The organism is Staphylococcus sp. GW821-FHT11H10 (assembly GCF_058807855.1).
Genome location: NZ_JBXARC010000008.1, coordinates 45,331 through 60,497, shown reverse-complemented (window position 1 = coordinate 60,497; position 15,167 = coordinate 45,331). Strand labels below are relative to the sequence as shown.

Annotated in this window: 17 protein-coding genes, 1 pseudogene and 1 riboswitch; all 18 genes and pseudogenes read left to right on the top strand. The window is 30.2% G+C overall.

Translation table 11 applies throughout. The features are described 5' to 3' along the window. Nucleotides 1-105: 105 nt before the first annotated feature. The 18 genes and pseudogenes from AC1RRU_RS06175 to gcvPB all read left to right on the top strand — a co-directional run bounded on the left by AC1RRU_RS06175 (nucleotide 106) and on the right by gcvPB (nucleotide 15,094). On the top strand, nucleotides 106-2,151 hold the full coding sequence (locus AC1RRU_RS06175; RefSeq protein ID WP_048667947.1) for a peptidoglycan D,D-transpeptidase FtsI family protein: 2,046 nt from the start codon (nucleotides 106-108) through the stop codon (nucleotides 2,149-2,151). Between the two features lie 116 nt (nucleotides 2,152-2,267). Continuing rightward, complete coding sequence (gene rpmG / locus AC1RRU_RS06170; protein WP_011275661.1) at nucleotides 2,268-2,417, top strand: 50S ribosomal protein L33; 150 nt, start codon at nucleotides 2,268-2,270, stop codon at nucleotides 2,415-2,417. A 236-nt stretch (nucleotides 2,418-2,653) separates the two neighbouring features. Continuing rightward, nucleotides 2,654-3,190 (top strand): 5-formyltetrahydrofolate cyclo-ligase, encoded by a 537-nt coding sequence (locus AC1RRU_RS06165; RefSeq protein WP_011275662.1) that lies wholly within the window; start codon nucleotides 2,654-2,656, stop codon nucleotides 3,188-3,190. A 15-nt stretch (nucleotides 3,191-3,205) separates the two neighbouring features. Further along, entirely contained in the window at nucleotides 3,206-4,663 is a 1,458-nt protein-coding gene (locus AC1RRU_RS06160; protein ID WP_011275663.1) for a rhomboid family protein, read from the top strand. Next, nucleotides 4,647-4,850 (top strand): YqgQ family protein, encoded by a 204-nt coding sequence (locus AC1RRU_RS06155; protein WP_011275664.1) that lies wholly within the window; start codon nucleotides 4,647-4,649, stop codon nucleotides 4,848-4,850. Before AC1RRU_RS06160 ends, AC1RRU_RS06155 begins: the two co-directional genes overlap by 17 nt. Further along, nucleotides 4,847-5,833, top strand: a complete 987-nt coding sequence (locus tag AC1RRU_RS06150; RefSeq protein WP_037558191.1) for an ROK family glucokinase — start codon at nucleotides 4,847-4,849, stop codon at nucleotides 5,831-5,833. The genes AC1RRU_RS06155 and AC1RRU_RS06150 overlap by 4 nt, the downstream gene beginning before the upstream one ends. After that, nucleotides 5,833-6,156, top strand: coding sequence for an MTH1187 family thiamine-binding protein (locus AC1RRU_RS06145; protein WP_011275666.1), 324 nt, complete (start codon nucleotides 5,833-5,835; stop codon nucleotides 6,154-6,156). The genes AC1RRU_RS06150 and AC1RRU_RS06145 overlap by 1 nt, the downstream gene beginning before the upstream one ends. A 1-nt stretch (nucleotide 6,157) precedes the next feature. After that, nucleotides 6,158-6,784, top strand: coding sequence for an MBL fold metallo-hydrolase (locus AC1RRU_RS06140; protein ID WP_011275667.1), 627 nt, complete (start codon nucleotides 6,158-6,160; stop codon nucleotides 6,782-6,784). 51 nt (nucleotides 6,785-6,835) lie between these two features. After that, nucleotides 6,836-7,810, top strand: coding sequence for a competence type IV pilus ATPase ComGA (gene comGA / locus AC1RRU_RS06135; RefSeq protein ID WP_011275668.1), 975 nt, complete (start codon nucleotides 6,836-6,838; stop codon nucleotides 7,808-7,810). Continuing rightward, nucleotides 7,782-8,846 (top strand): annotated as a pseudogene (gene comGB / locus AC1RRU_RS06130) (competence type IV pilus assembly protein ComGB). The gene comGA and the pseudogene comGB overlap by 29 nt, the downstream one beginning before the upstream one ends. Before the next feature lie 13 nt (nucleotides 8,847-8,859). Beyond that, entirely contained in the window at nucleotides 8,860-9,180 is a 321-nt protein-coding gene (gene comGC / locus AC1RRU_RS06125) for a competence type IV pilus major pilin ComGC (protein ID WP_037558197.1), read from the top strand. Continuing rightward, nucleotides 9,161-9,613 (top strand): competence type IV pilus minor pilin ComGD, encoded by a 453-nt coding sequence (gene comGD, locus AC1RRU_RS06120; RefSeq protein ID WP_370444504.1) that lies wholly within the window; start codon nucleotides 9,161-9,163, stop codon nucleotides 9,611-9,613. The genes comGC and comGD overlap by 20 nt, the downstream gene beginning before the upstream one ends. Continuing rightward, complete coding sequence (locus tag AC1RRU_RS06115; RefSeq protein WP_037558199.1) at nucleotides 9,594-9,893, top strand: hypothetical protein; 300 nt, start codon at nucleotides 9,594-9,596, stop codon at nucleotides 9,891-9,893. The genes comGD and AC1RRU_RS06115 overlap by 20 nt, the downstream gene beginning before the upstream one ends. Then, complete coding sequence (locus AC1RRU_RS06110) at nucleotides 9,811-10,302, top strand: prepilin-type N-terminal cleavage/methylation domain-containing protein (RefSeq protein WP_370741056.1); 492 nt, start codon at nucleotides 9,811-9,813, stop codon at nucleotides 10,300-10,302. The genes AC1RRU_RS06115 and AC1RRU_RS06110 overlap by 83 nt, the downstream gene beginning before the upstream one ends. Before the next feature lie 159 nt (nucleotides 10,303-10,461). Beyond that, complete coding sequence (locus AC1RRU_RS06105) at nucleotides 10,462-10,980, top strand: shikimate kinase (RefSeq protein ID WP_037558203.1); 519 nt, start codon at nucleotides 10,462-10,464, stop codon at nucleotides 10,978-10,980. Beyond that, nucleotides 10,977-11,092, top strand: a riboswitch (glycine riboswitch). (Overlaps the previous gene by 4 nt.) Nucleotides 11,093-11,168: 76 nt before the next feature. Continuing rightward, entirely contained in the window at nucleotides 11,169-12,260 is a 1,092-nt protein-coding gene (gcvT, locus tag AC1RRU_RS06100) for a glycine cleavage system aminomethyltransferase GcvT (RefSeq protein ID WP_011275675.1), read from the top strand. A 16-nt stretch (nucleotides 12,261-12,276) separates the two neighbouring features. Next, on the top strand, nucleotides 12,277-13,629 hold the full coding sequence (gene gcvPA / locus AC1RRU_RS06095) for an aminomethyl-transferring glycine dehydrogenase subunit GcvPA (RefSeq protein ID WP_046464806.1): 1,353 nt from the start codon (nucleotides 12,277-12,279) through the stop codon (nucleotides 13,627-13,629). Further along, nucleotides 13,616-15,094, top strand: coding sequence for an aminomethyl-transferring glycine dehydrogenase subunit GcvPB (gcvPB, locus tag AC1RRU_RS06090; protein WP_037536554.1), 1,479 nt, complete (start codon nucleotides 13,616-13,618; stop codon nucleotides 15,092-15,094). Before gcvPA ends, gcvPB begins: the two co-directional genes overlap by 14 nt. Nucleotides 15,095-15,167: the final 73 nt, after the last annotated feature.

Genomic DNA, 15,167 nt, shown 5'->3' with positions numbered 1-15,167 from the left:
GTGGTCTCTATAAGAGGCCACTTTTTTTATTAAAATGATGGTAATATGTTTGATTTTCATATATCATTTATGAGTAAACATGTTTAATAATTGAGGTAGGTTATCTTGCTTAAAAGGTTAAAGGAAAAGTCTAATGACGAAAAAATAAAGCACACAATGAATAAACGAATAAGTTTTGTGTTTGGTGCTATTGTAGTTATATTTGGAATTATAGTTTTAAGGTTAGGATATTTACAAATTGCGCAAGGCTCCCAATACAGCCAACTAGTAAAAAACGATGAAAACATAACTGTAAATGAATCTGTTCCTAGGGGAAGAATTCTTGATAGGAATGGAAAAGTATTAGTAGATAATGCTTCTAAACTAACGATTACATACACAAGATCTAGGAAAACAAGTCAAAAAGATATGCTCGATACTGCAAAAAAATTGTCATCTCTCATTACTATGAAAACTGACAAAATTACTGAAAGAGATAAACAAGATTTTTGGATTCAGAAACACCAAGATGAAGTAGACAAATTAATGAAAAAAGAAACTTCAATGTTAAATGAAGGTAGTATTACCCAAGATCAATATGATAAACAATTATATAAAAAGGTTGGAGACAAACAAATTAATAGTTTATCAAAAAAAGACTTACGAGTTTTAGCAATTTATCGTGAAATGTCTGCTGGTTCTACCATGAACCCGCAAACAATTAAGAATGAGGATGTAAGTGAAAAAGAATATGCTGCAGTGTCACAACAACTTGATAGTCTTCCAGGTGTAAATACAACTATGGATTGGGACCGACGCTATCCTTATGGTGATACATTAAGAAGTATATTTGGTAGTGTATCTACATCAAGTGAAGGTATTCCTAAAGAATTGACCGAACAATATTTAGCTAAAGGTTATTCTCGAAATGATAGAGTTGGTAAATCCTATTTAGAGTATCAATATGAAGATATTATACGTGGTAAGAAAAAAGAAATGAAATATACTACTGATAAATCTGGAAAAGTCATAAACTCTGAAGTCATTAATCCTGGATCTAGAGGCGATGATTTACAGTTAACAATTGATATAGACTTACAGAAGAAAGTAGAATCTTTATTAGAAAATCAAATCAAGACGTTACGCAGTCAAGGTGCTAAAGATATGGATAACGCGCTTATTGTAGTGCAAAATCCTAAAAATGGCGATATTTTAGCTATGGCAGGAAAACAAATCGATAAAAATGGTAAGCTAACAGATTATGATTTAGGGAACTTTACTGGTCAATTTGCAGTTGGTTCTTCAGTAAAAGGTGGAACCCTATTAGCTGGATATCAAAATAATGCGATTAAAGTTGGCGAGGAAATGATAGATGAGCCACTTCATTTTAAAGGTGGATTAACAAAGCGCTCATACTTTAATAAAAATGATAAAGTCAGAATTAATGATAAAGAAGCATTAATGCACTCTTCAAACGTATATATGTTTAAAACTGCTCTTAAATTAGCCGGAGATCCTTACTATAGTGGAATGGGCTTACCTACAGATATAAGTGAAGCTGGCCAGAAATTAAGAAAAGGGCTTAATCAAGTCGGATTGGGAGTTAAAACAGGTATTGACTTGCCAAATGAAACAATAGGTCAAATTGAACCATTAACAAACAATTCAGGCAATTATCTTGATTTATCAATTGGTCAATATGACACATATAGTCCAATTCAATTATCACAGTACGTTTCTACAATAGCTAATGATGGTTATAGAATTCAACCACACATTGGATTAGCAATTCATGATGCTACAAATAGTGATGACATAGGTCCAGTTAAACAAAAAATTAAAGGCAATGTCTTAAACAAAGTAAATAATTCAGAAGATGAAATTAAAGAAGTACAAAAAGGATTTGAAATGGCATTCAATGAAAAAGATGGAACAGGCTATTCAAGTTTCCACAAAACAAAAGTACCTTCTGCAGGGAAAACTGGTACTGCCGAAGTATTCCAAGATGGTGAATCAAGAGTTAATTCAACATATATAGGTTATGCACCAATCAATAACCCTAAACTATCATTTTCAATTGTTTACACCAATCAACCCGTTCCACCACCATGGTTAAATGGCGGAGATTTAGGTAGAGACGTCATTAATTATTATTTTGATGATAAAAAGTAACCAATTCACTTTTAATTGATTGAAATTATTAATGTATAAAAAATAATACTTTTCAATTATTGTACTAAGTGGTATGATAATAAAGTCGTATTTAGAAAAGGTAAGGAGGATTTAACATGCGCGTAAATGTAACATTAGCTTGTACAGAATGTGGAGATAGAAACTACATTTCTACTAAAAACAAAAGAACTAATCCTGAACGTGTTGAAATGAAAAAATATTGTTCACGTGATAATAAACACACTTTACACCGTGAAACTAAATAATAACTCATCTAAAGAGTTTGTTTCAAAAATAATATTATAAGACTACATTGCTAATTTGCAGTAGCCGACTTGATAGTTAAACGCTAGAGTTGCGTTTTTCGGCTCAAGTCATCCTTACAGGGGCAAGACTATGAATCCATAATGGATTCTGTCTAGCTCCTTTTTTTATTTCATCTAAATGACATCATCTTTTAATAACGTTATAATATATATAGTGTTTAGAGAGTGGGGATGTTATGAGTAAAAAAGAGATTAGAAAAGAAATATTATCTCAAATGAAACAATTAGATAAAGAACACAAACTTCGTGCAGACGCATGGTTGAAGAATCAATTAATCAATAATACTGAATATAAAAATGCGAAAAGAATAGGTATTGTTTTATCTATGACTCATGAAGTAGATACTTATCCCATCATCGAAACGATGTTATCTGATGGTAAGAAAGTCTTTGTTCCTAATACAAACTACAAATTAAAAGAAATGAATTTTAAACAACTATTATCTTTAAACCGTCTTGAAAAAGATGAAAAAGGCTTATTATATGTTAATGATGACACTGAAATTACTGATCAATTAGATTTAATTGTTGTTCCTGGAGTTGCTTTTAGAGATGATGGTTATCGAATAGGTTATGGTGGAGGATATTATGATCGCTTCTTAAGTGATTCAAATGCCAATACTATTAGTTTAATTTATGACCTACAATTAACACAGTTTGAAATCGAATCCCATGATCAACCTGTTGAAAAATTAATAATTTTCAATACTTAAATTTTGGAGGAATTAATGGATACAGAAAAATACTTCTGGAAGTCAATCTATTATTTTATAAAATATCACAATTATCACATTGTAAATATTGATAAAAATGATAGTGAAATTTGGCTTATACATAAAAAGAAAAACAAGCTAGTGATATTTAGGAAAGATATCGCTTCGAACCAAGAAATTCAGTTTGATAAAGCTAAAATGTTGGATAATTATCAACAATATGAGGATGACCTCAATTTTAAATTGAAAAGCGTTAAATATTATTATTTCACAGATCAAATATTTGATAATATCAAATCCGCTGACTCTAGTCCCATTAAAATAGAAAGCATGTGTATTTCAAATAACAATGATTTACATAAATTGATTCATAATAATATATTAACTAAATTAATGTTTAGACAAGATAACAAACTATCAAATTACTATAAGCGACGTGTATTGTCACAAAATCCAATTGATAAACATATGTTGCGTTTTACACCTATGACATATGGGTTAATCATAATTAACGTTTTAATATGGCTAATAATGATTCTTTATCTAAATCATTTTTCCGATGTTAAATTGTTAGATTTAGGTGGATTAGTACACTTTAACGTCGTTCATGGCGAATGGTATCGTCTTATAACATCCATGTTTCTACACTTTAATTTTGAGCACATTCTAATGAATATGCTGTCATTATTTATTTTCGGTAAGATAGTCGAATCTATAGTCGGCCCATTAAGAATGTTAGGGATTTATGTGATTTCTGGTTTACTCGGAAATTTTATTTCACTATCATTTAATCTTCATACTGTATCTGTAGGTGCTAGTGGAGCTATTTTCGGGCTAATAGGCTCAATTTTTGCAATGATGTTTGTAAGTAAGACCTATTCTAAAAAAACAATTGGACAAATGTTAATCGCATTATTAGTGCTAATTGTTTTATCATTATTTATGTCTAATATTAATATTATGGCTCATCTAGGAGGATTTATTGGTGGTGTTTTAATCACTTTAATTGGTTATTATTTCACACACAATCGTAATTTATTTTGGATTTTCTTAATTATATTGCTTGTTTTGTTTGTTGCATTACAAGTAAGAATTTTTACTATTAAAGAAGAAAATATTTATGATAAATTAATTGAGGATGCTATATTAGACTATAATTATAAAGAGGCAAGTTCAATTGTAAACCATACAATTGACAAAGGTTATGATGACGATCGAACGTATTATTTAAAAGGGCTTATAACTGCAGCTACAAGTTCTAGAGCAGAGGGCATGGCGGATTGGGAACGTGGTTTAAAAAACCATCCAAATTCTGGTCTTTTGAACTATGAACTTGCAATTGCAAATAGAGCACTTGATGATAATGAAAAAGCACTCAAATATGTAAAAAAAGCTTTAACTATTAATTCTGACGATAATGATTATAAAAATTTAAAAAAAGAGTTGGATCAATCAAATGAATCGAGAAATTAAAAATTTCTATGATGTATTACAGCTTTTAAAGCGTTATGGATTTATTATCTATTTTAAAAATCCAAACGACATGTATGAAATGATGCTACAAGAAATAAAATCATTATATCATTATGAACTATTATCTAAAGATGAATACCTAAAATGTATTTTATTAATTAACCAAAGAAGGAATGAGGATAAATGAAAAATATTATTTTAGCAGCAGATATTGGTGGGACAACTTGTAAACTGGGAATATTCAATGGCGAACTCGAACAACTACACAAATGGTCTATTAAAACAGATACGTCTGACCACACGGGTAAAACATTATTAAAGAATATCTATGATTCATTTAACGAAACACTTTCAACTCACCAATTAAAAATTGATGATGTCATTGGCGTTGGAATTGGTGTACCAGGGCCTGTTGATTTTGAAACTGGCATTGTTAATGGGGCAGTTAATTTGCATTGGCCAGGTAGTGTAAATGTTCGACAAATATTTAGTGAATTTATTAACTGTCCTGTGTATGTTGATAATGATGCTAATGTAGCGGCATTAGGAGAAAAACATAAAGGTGCAGGTCAAGGTGCTGACGATGTAGTTGCTATAACATTAGGTACCGGTTTAGGCGGAGGTATTATCTCTAATGGTGAACTTGTCCATGGCCATAATGGATCAGGAGCAGAAATAGGTCACATCAGAACTGATTTTGATCAACGCTTTAATTGTAATTGTGGTAAATCAGGTTGTATAGAAACTGTTGCTTCAGCTACTGGTGTCGTTAATTTGGTTAATTTTTATTATCCAAAATTAACGTTTAAATCATCAATATTACCGTTAATAAAAGACAATAAAGTTACAGCTAAAGCCGTATTTGATGCCGCTAAAGCAGGTGATCAATTCTGTATCTTTATTACTGAAAAAGTGGCAAACCACATCGCTTATTTATGTAGTATTATTAGCGCAACAAGCAATCCCAAATACATCGTTTTAGGTGGAGGTATGTCAACAGCTGGTTTGATTTTAATCGAAAATATAAAAACTGAGTACCACAACTTAACATTCACTCCGGCTCAAAAAGATACTGAAATTGTTCAAGCTCAACTAGGTAATGATGCAGGAATAACTGGTGCAGCAGGGCTAATTAAAACATATATATTAGAAAAGGGTGGTGTTAAATAATGGCTATTGTTGATGTAGTTATTATTCCAGTTGGAACTGAAGGACCAAGTGTTAGTAAATATATTGCAGAGATACAAATGAAATTAGAAAGTTTTAAACAAGAAGGCAAAATTGATTATCAATTAACTCCAATGAATACTCTAATCGAAGGGGATTTAAAAGACTTATTCGAAGTAGTACAAGCAATCCATGAATTGCCGTTTAATAAAGGTATTGATAGAGTTTGCACAAACTTACGTATAGATGATAGACGCGATAAATCTCGTAAAATGAACGATAAACTAAAATCAGTTCAAAAACATATCGATAATCAAGGAGAATAATATGAAAATCTCAAGCTTAACTTTAGGATTGGTAGATACTAATGCATATTTTATTGAAAATGAAGAAAGTGTTATATTAATCGATCCAGCTGGTGAACCTGATAAGATTTTTAAAAAATTAAATCAAATTAACAAACCATTAAAAGCAATTTTATTAACACATGCGCACTTTGATCATATTGGTGCATTAGACGATGTCGTTAATAAATATGAAGTACCTTTATACATGAATAAAGAAGAGTTTAGTTTTCTAAAGGATCCTGATAAAAATGGTTCTGCTAAGTTTAAGCAATATGGTATGCCTTTAATTACTAGTGACGTTAAACCAAACCATTTAGATGAAGGTGAGTACAATATTGAAGGATTTGAATTCAATGTACTGCATACTCCTGGTCATTCTCCTGGAAGTTTGACGTATGTATTTGAGGATTTCGCTGTAGTCGGTGACACGTTATTTAACAATGGTATAGGTCGTACTGACTTATATCGCGGTGATTATGAAACACTGGTTGATTCTATTAAAGATAAATTATTTGAATTAGAAGGCGATTTACCATTATTCCCTGGCCATGGTCCTTATACAACAGTAGATGATGAGCAATTAAATCCATTTTTAGATGGCCAATAAAATAAAGTAAATTCTTCACCTCTTACGTTTATATATGTAGGAGGTGTTTTTTTGAAACTATTATTCAGAGAGATAGTTAATAAAGCTATTTCAAAAAATGCGAGTGACATACATTTTATTCCTACAGTTGATGAAGTTCATATTAAATTTAGAATTAATGATTACCTTGAACTTTATGAAATATTCAACTTAGATGTATATCAAAAATTATTAGTATTTATGAAGTTCAAATCAGGTTTGGACGTTTCATCTCATCAATCCGCTCAAAGTGGTCGTTATACTTATCAAGCTAAATCTACTTTTTATTTACGGATTTCAACATTACCTTTGTCTTTAGGTATAGAAAGTTGTGTAATTAGGATAATTCCTCAATATTTTCAAGCAAAAAAAGAATATAAAGAATTTAACGATTTTAAACACTTAGTAAATAAAAAACAGGGATTAATTCTATTAACTGGACCCACAGGATCCGGAAAAAGCACTCTGATGTATCAAATGGTTCTACATGCATATAAAGAATTAAATCTTAATGTCATCACTATCGAAAACCCAGTTGAGCAATTACTAAAGGGAATTACTCAAATATCAATTAATAAAAAAGCAGGTATCGACTACGTAAGTTCATTTAAAGCTATATTAAGATGTGATCCTGATATTATTTTAATAGGTGAAATAAGAGACGCAGAAGTTGCTAAATGTGTAATTCAAGCTAGTTTGAGTGGACATCTTGTATTATCAACTATGCATTCCACTAATTGTAGAGGTGCATTACTTCGATTACTTGAGATGGGAATTTCAATTCAAGAATTAACTCAATCGATCAATATCATTTCTAATCAAAGATTAATAACGACTACTCAGAATGAGCGTCGCTTAATTTGTGAAACAATAGATAAAAAGCAGATACAATTTTTCTTCGAGCATGAACAAACAATGCCACATAATTTTAATAATTTACAACAGCAATTAAATTTATTATCTAAAGAAGGAACAATTTGTGAAGATACTGCAAGTAAATATTTTTAAATTGTCATCTAAGAATTTAACGAGTGCACAAATGATTCACTTACTTGAAACACTGTCAAACTTATTAAAAAGTGGCTTCACACTTTTAGAGAGTTTTGAGTTCATCAACCTATATTTCAAATACAGAGATAAAGAATTAAAAAATAAAATCATAGCATCTATTAAGTCAGGTGAAACATGTTATGAAGTATTAAATTTGATAGGTTATCCAAATTCAATTACAACTCAAATCTATTTTTCACAAAAATATGGTAATTTAGAAAACGCTTTAGAGGAGTCCATTAAATATTTAAAGACAAATTTATCTGCAAAACAGCAAGTAATTAAAGCTGTTCAATATCCACTCTTATTATGCTGTATTTTTATGTGTATGATAGTAGTTTTAAACTATACTGTCATTCCACAATTTGAACAACTATACATTTCTATGGATGTAAATTTATCATTTTACCAGAAATTCTTAACCTCAATGATTACTTCTTTTCCCGCTTTTTTAATCTTTTTCATTACTATTTGAATTTTAATCTTTGTAATTTTAACCATAGTATTATTACGAATAGAAACTTCTAAAAAAATAATTATTTTATCATCAATACCTTTGTTTAATAGCTATTATAAAATTTTTAAAACTTATCAAATATCTAATGATTTAAGTCTATTTTATAAAAATGGCGTAAGTTTACAGGACATTGTTACAACATATATTAAACAAAATGATAATGAATATTTAAGGTTTCTAGGAGAATTTTTAATGGATAAAACTAATAGAGGTGAAACTTTAGCAAATAGTTTAGCTATGATGCCGTGTTTTCAAAAAGACTTAATTAAATTTATAAAGCAGGGAGAAAAAAGTGCCAAATTAGATATAGAACTTAAAATTTACTCAAGTATTTTAATTAATAGATTTAAAGAAAAATCACTTCTTCATACAAAAATCATTCAACCAATTATTTTTCTGTTTCTAGGCTTGTTCATTGTTAGTTTGTATTTAGTAATTATGTTACCAATGTTTCAGTTAATGCAAAATATTAAATGATAAGGAGTTTAATATGAAGAATCACTTTAAAAATTTAAAAAAGTTAAAAGCCTTTACTCTAATAGAAATGTTATTAGTATTACTAATTATCAGCGTATTACTAATATTAATTATTCCAAACATTGCAAAACAAACAGCTCATATCCAGTCCACAGGTTGTGAAGCTCAAGTCAAAATGATAAATAGTCAAATAGAAGCATATACATTAAAACATAATCGAACACCTTCTAATATAAATGATCTTATAAATGATGGCCTTATAAAAGAAGGACAAAAACAATGCAGATCGGGAGAAACAATTACAATATCTAATGGTGAGGCTATTGCGAACTAGTAAAATTAATGCGTTTACTCTTCTTGAAACATTGCTTACCTTATTAATTTTAATAATAATTATTATGATTTCCCCAAGCATTTATACAAAAACTAAATTAGATTTAATCGAAAGTGAATTAAAAGTAAAAAATATTATCACCCAATTAGAGTATATAAAATCAAAAGCAATTGCTGAGAACCAATCAATTACAATTGTATTTAGCAAACAAGCCACAGAAATGAATATTATTGAACAAAATGGAAATAAATACAAATTAGGATTATTTGGCACTAAAATTATTTCAGTTGCAAAAGTACACACCATAACATTCAATAATGAAGGTAAAATCAATCGTTTTGGATCAATCATTTTGAAAGCTAAAGAGAATATTTACAGAGTAATTTTTAACATTGATAAAGGAAGGATAAGATTTGTTAAATTATCAAATTAGGGGAAGTTTATTAATTGATAGTTTATTAGGCTTTATGATTATAACTATTATTACTTTAATTTTTTTACCTCTATTACAACAATTAAATTTCAATTTACGTAATCAATACGAAATTTTAGATATGAAAAGTGCTATCATCACAAGTCAAAAATATTATAATATTAAAGAATTAAAAAAGGGGATTACTATAGGAAAATATGAAATTAAAATTTATAAAAATGCGATATGCAATAATAATAGTTTATCCAAGAATAAGGTCTGTGTTCACCTCAGTAACTAAAGGATTTACTTTTATAGAAATGCTAATATCCTTATTAATTACTATAATTATTTTAACTATAATACCCCATCTATTTCGTTTGACTGATACTTACTTAAGTGCGGCCTATGAATTTGACCAATTAGAATATTCATTTTTTCAATTGGACCTTAATAAAATGACCAATTCTAAAGCAATATCTTTAAAATTAATTGATGAACATTCAATTTTACTCAAACAACAAAATCAAAATAGTTTCATTAAATATCAAAATCATAAAATTATTTTTGTAAGTAACAATAGAGGAAATATTACACTACTAAATAATGTTTTAAATGCGAAGTTCATTTCCAATCATAAAGGAATTATAGGAGTGTTTCTAAGGATTGGAAGTAGGGAGAATTACTATGACAAATCACTTTACTTATAATTATAAAGGTTTTATAAGCATATATACTATGCTCATATTTATCATATATTTATCAATCATCTCTTTTTATACAACTCAATATAGTTTAAAATTGAAGACAATTCATAACATTAATAGTTATTATGATTTGAAGATAAATCAACTATTTGAAAAAGGGTGATGCTATTGAACAAAAAAAATTCGCCAATAATTCTTATCGGCTTTATGGGCACAGGTAAAAGTACTATTGGAGAATACTTATCATTAGAAAAACAATTAAGTTTCATAGATTTAGATGTATACATAGAAATAAAGGAAAATAAAACAATACCAGAAATCTTTGAAGAAGTTGGAGAAATCGGTTTTAGGAAGATAGAATATAACTATTTAACTGAATGCACAAAAAAATACGATGTTATTGCAACAGGTGGTGGCGTTATCGAATATATTGAATCACTAAATTATTTGAAACAGTATAAATACATTTTTTGGCTAGATTGTGACATAGATGTCATCGTTAAGAGAGTAACAAACGACAAACATAGACCAAATGCAATTGATAAATCCAAAAAACAGTTAAATAACTTGTATTTATCAAGGATTTCAAGATATAATGAAATCGCATTCATGAAAGTGAATAGTGATAAAACAATCAGAGAAATTTATAATGAGATTATAAATTATCTTACTTGCGGTTGATCAGTATTAGAGAGAATAAAAATATTGTACTTAAATTTAAGTACAATGATTTTTATCGCCGAAGGTGCAAGTTAACTACTAAACTCTCAGGCAAAAGGATAATACTGCTACGCATTCCTGGATTAAGTGTATAAACAGGGTAGCTATTTGCTACTCTGTTTTTTATAAAAATTATAGGGGGTTTTCTAATGACAAGCGAATTAAAAAAAACACCATTGTATCAAAATTATGTTGACAGTGGTGCAAAAATAGTAGAATTCGGTGGATGGGCAATGCCTGTTCAATTTACAAGTATCAAAGAAGAACATAATGCTGTTAGATATGAAGTAGGTATGTTCGATGTAAGCCATATGGGAGAAATCTCTATAAAAGGCAATGATGCAAGTAAATTTGTCCAATACTTACTTTCAAACGATACTAACAACCTTACTGATACTAAAGCTCAATATACTGCTTTATGTAACGAAGAAGGCGGTATTATTGATGACTTAGTAACATACAAAATTGGCGACAATGATTATCTATTAATTGTTAACGCTGCAAATACAGATAAAGATTTTGCTTGGGTACAAAAACATGCACCTAAATTTGATGTTGAAGTATCAAATGTATCTAATCAATTCGGTCAGTTAGCTGTTCAAGGTCCTAAAGCAAGAGATTTGGTAAGCGGATTAGTTGATATAGATGTAAGTGAAATGAAACCATTTGATTTCCAACAAAACGTTACTCTATTTGGAAAAAATGTTATCTTATCTCAATCTGGTTATACAGGTGAAGACGGATTTGAAATCTATTGTGAAGCAAAAGACACAGTAGACATTTGGAACGGCTTCATTGAACATAATGTAGTTCCATGCGGTCTCGGTGCACGTGATACATTAAGATTAGAAGCTGGCCTACCATTACATGGTCAAGATTTAACAGAATCTATCACACCATATGAAGGCGGAATTGCTTTTGCTGCTAAACCACTGATTGAAGAAGACTTCATCGGTAAATCAGTGTTAAAAGACCAAAAAGAAAATGGTTCAGAACGTAGAACTGTTGGCTTAGAGTTACTTGATAAAGGTATTGCAAGAACTGGTTATCCTGTTTTAGACCTTGATGGTAATGAAATTGGGGAAGTTACTTCAGGAACACAAGCACCATCTTCAGGTAAATCAATCGCTATGGCAATTATTAAGCGAGATGAATTTGAAATGGGACGTGAATTATTAGTTCAAGTACGTAAAAGACAGCTTAAAGCTAAAATTGTTAAGAAAAACCAAATTGAAAAATAATTAAGGGGTGTGTATTGTGAGTCATCGTTATATACCATTAACTGAAAAAGATAAAAAAGAAATGCTAGATAAAATTGACGCAAGTTCAATTAATGAATTGTTCGGAGATGTGCCTAAAGATATTTTATTAAATAGAGATTTAAATATTGCTAGTGGTGAAGCTGAAACTTCTTTATTAAGAAGACTTAATACAGTTGCAAATAAAAACGTAACTAAAGAAACTCATGCATCTTTCCTAGGTGCTGGCATTTATGACCATTATGCTCCAGCTATTGTAGATGCAATGATTTCACGTTCTGAATTCTATACAGCATATACACCGTATCAACCAGAAATTTCACAAGGTGAATTACAAGCGATTTTTGAATTCCAAACATTGATTTGTGAATTAACAGATATGGATGTAGCTAACTCATCTATGTATGATGGTATTACTAGTTTTGCTGAAGCTTGTATCTTAGCATTCAATCATACTAAGAAAAATAAAATTGTAGTATCTAAAGGTCTTCATTATCAAGCACTTCAAGTGTTAAAAACTTACGTTAAAGTTAGAGAAGAATTTGAAATTGTTGAAGTTGATTTAGATGGAACAATTACAGACTTAGAAAAATTAGAACAGGCTGTAGACGATGAAACTGCTGCAGTAGCAGTTCAATATCCTAACTTCTATGGTTCAGTGGAAGACTTAGAAAAAATCCAATCATTTATTGAAGGCAAAAAAGCATTATTTATCGTTTATGCTAATCCATTAGCATTAGGCCTATTGACACCTCCAGGTTCATTTGGTGCTGATATTGTAGTAGGAGACACACAACCATTTGGTATACCAACACAATTTGGTGGACCACACTGTGGTTATTTCGCAACTACAAAAAAATTAATGCGTAAAGTGCCTGGTAGATTAGTAGGACAAACACAAGATGATGAAGGTAACCGTGGATTCGTTCTAACTTTACAAGCCCGTGAACAACATATTCGTCGTGATAAAGCCACTTCTAATATCTGTTCAAACCAAGCATTAAACGCACTTGCATCATCAATTGCTATGTCAGCTCTTGGTAAACAAGGTATTTACGACATTGCAGTTCAAAACTTAGAACACGCAAATTATGCTAAAAATCAATTTAAAGACAATGGTTTTGAAGTGCTTGATGGTACTTCATTCAATGAATTTGTTGTCAAATTCGATCAACCAATCAAAGATATAAATAAAAAATTAGCAGAACATGGATTTATTGGAGGCTTTGATTTAGGTGAAGCCTCAGCAGATTTCGAAAATCATATGTTAATTGCTGTTACTGAATTAAGAACTAAAGATGAAATTGATACATTTGTTAAGAAAGCTGGTGAGCTAAATGGTAGTAAGTAAGTCAAGTCCATTAATTTTTGAAAGATCTAGAGAAGGTAGATATGCATACTCATTACCTCAAAGCGATATAAAAACAGATTCAGTTGAAAGTATTCTTGATGATAAATTTATTCGTAAAAATAAAGCAGAGTTTCCTGAAGTTGCAGAATTAGATTTAGTTCGTCATTATACTGAATTATCAAATAAAAACTTTGGTGTAGATTCAGGGTTTTATCCACTCGGATCATGTACTATGAAATATAATCCTAAAATCAATGAAAAAGTTGCTCGCATACCTGGATTTGCAGAGTCACATCCTTTACAAGAAGAAGAGCAAGTTCAAGGTTCTTTAGAAATTGTGTATAGTTTACAAGAAGAACTTAAAGAAATTACTGGTATGGATGAAGTTACATTACAACCAGCTGCAGGTGCTCATGGTGAGTGGACTGCTTTAATGATTTTCAAAGCGTATCACTTAGATAATGGTGAAGGTCATCGTGATGAAGTTATTGTTCCTGACTCAGCTCATGGTACAAACCCTGCATCTGCGTCGTTTGCTGGTTTTAAAGCTGTTACAGTTAAATCAAATGAACGTGGTGAAGTTGATATTGAAGACTTAAAACGCGTTGTTAATGAAAATACTGCTGCAATTATGTTAACTAATCCTAACACTTTAGGTATTTTCGAGAAAAACATCATGGAAATCCGTGAAATTGTACATGAAGCAGGCGGATTATTATACTATGACGGTGCAAACTTAAATGCCATTATGGATAAAGTACGTCCTGGAGATATGGGATTTGATGCGGTTCATTTAAACTTACACAAAACATTCACTGGTCCTCACGGTGGCGGTGGTCCAGGTTCAGGTCCAGTTGGTGTAAAAAAAGAATTAGCTAGTTATTTACCAAAACCAATGGTAATCAAAGATGGAGATACTTTTAAATACGATAATGATATTAAAAACTCAATTGGACGTGTAAAACCATTCTACGGTAATTTTGGTATTTACTTAAGAGCATACACATATATAAGAACTATGGGTGCTGAAGGTTTAAGAGAGGTTTCTGAAGCAGCAGTTCTTAATGCTAATTATATTAAAGCTAGCTTAAAAGACCACTATGAAATTCCATATGAGCAATATTGTAAACATGAATTCGTATTAAGTGGTTCTAAACAAAAAGAACATGGAGTCCGTACCTTAGATATGGCAAAACGTTTATTAGACTTTGGTGTTCATCCACCAACAATTTATTTCCCACTTAACGTTGAGGAAGGTATGATGATTGAACCAACTGAAACAGAATCTAAAGAAACGTTAGATTACTTTATCGATGCTATGATTCAAATTGCTGAAGAAGCTAAAAATGATCCAGATAAAGTATTAGAAGCACCACATAGTACAATAATTGATAGATTAGATGAAACTACCGCAGCGCGTAAACCTGTTTTAAAATTTGATAATCTACATGAAGAAAAAGAATAATTTAAAACTTTGACCCTGTAACCAATTTAATTGATTACAGGGTCTTCCCTATTTTAAACTTAAGTGAAATATT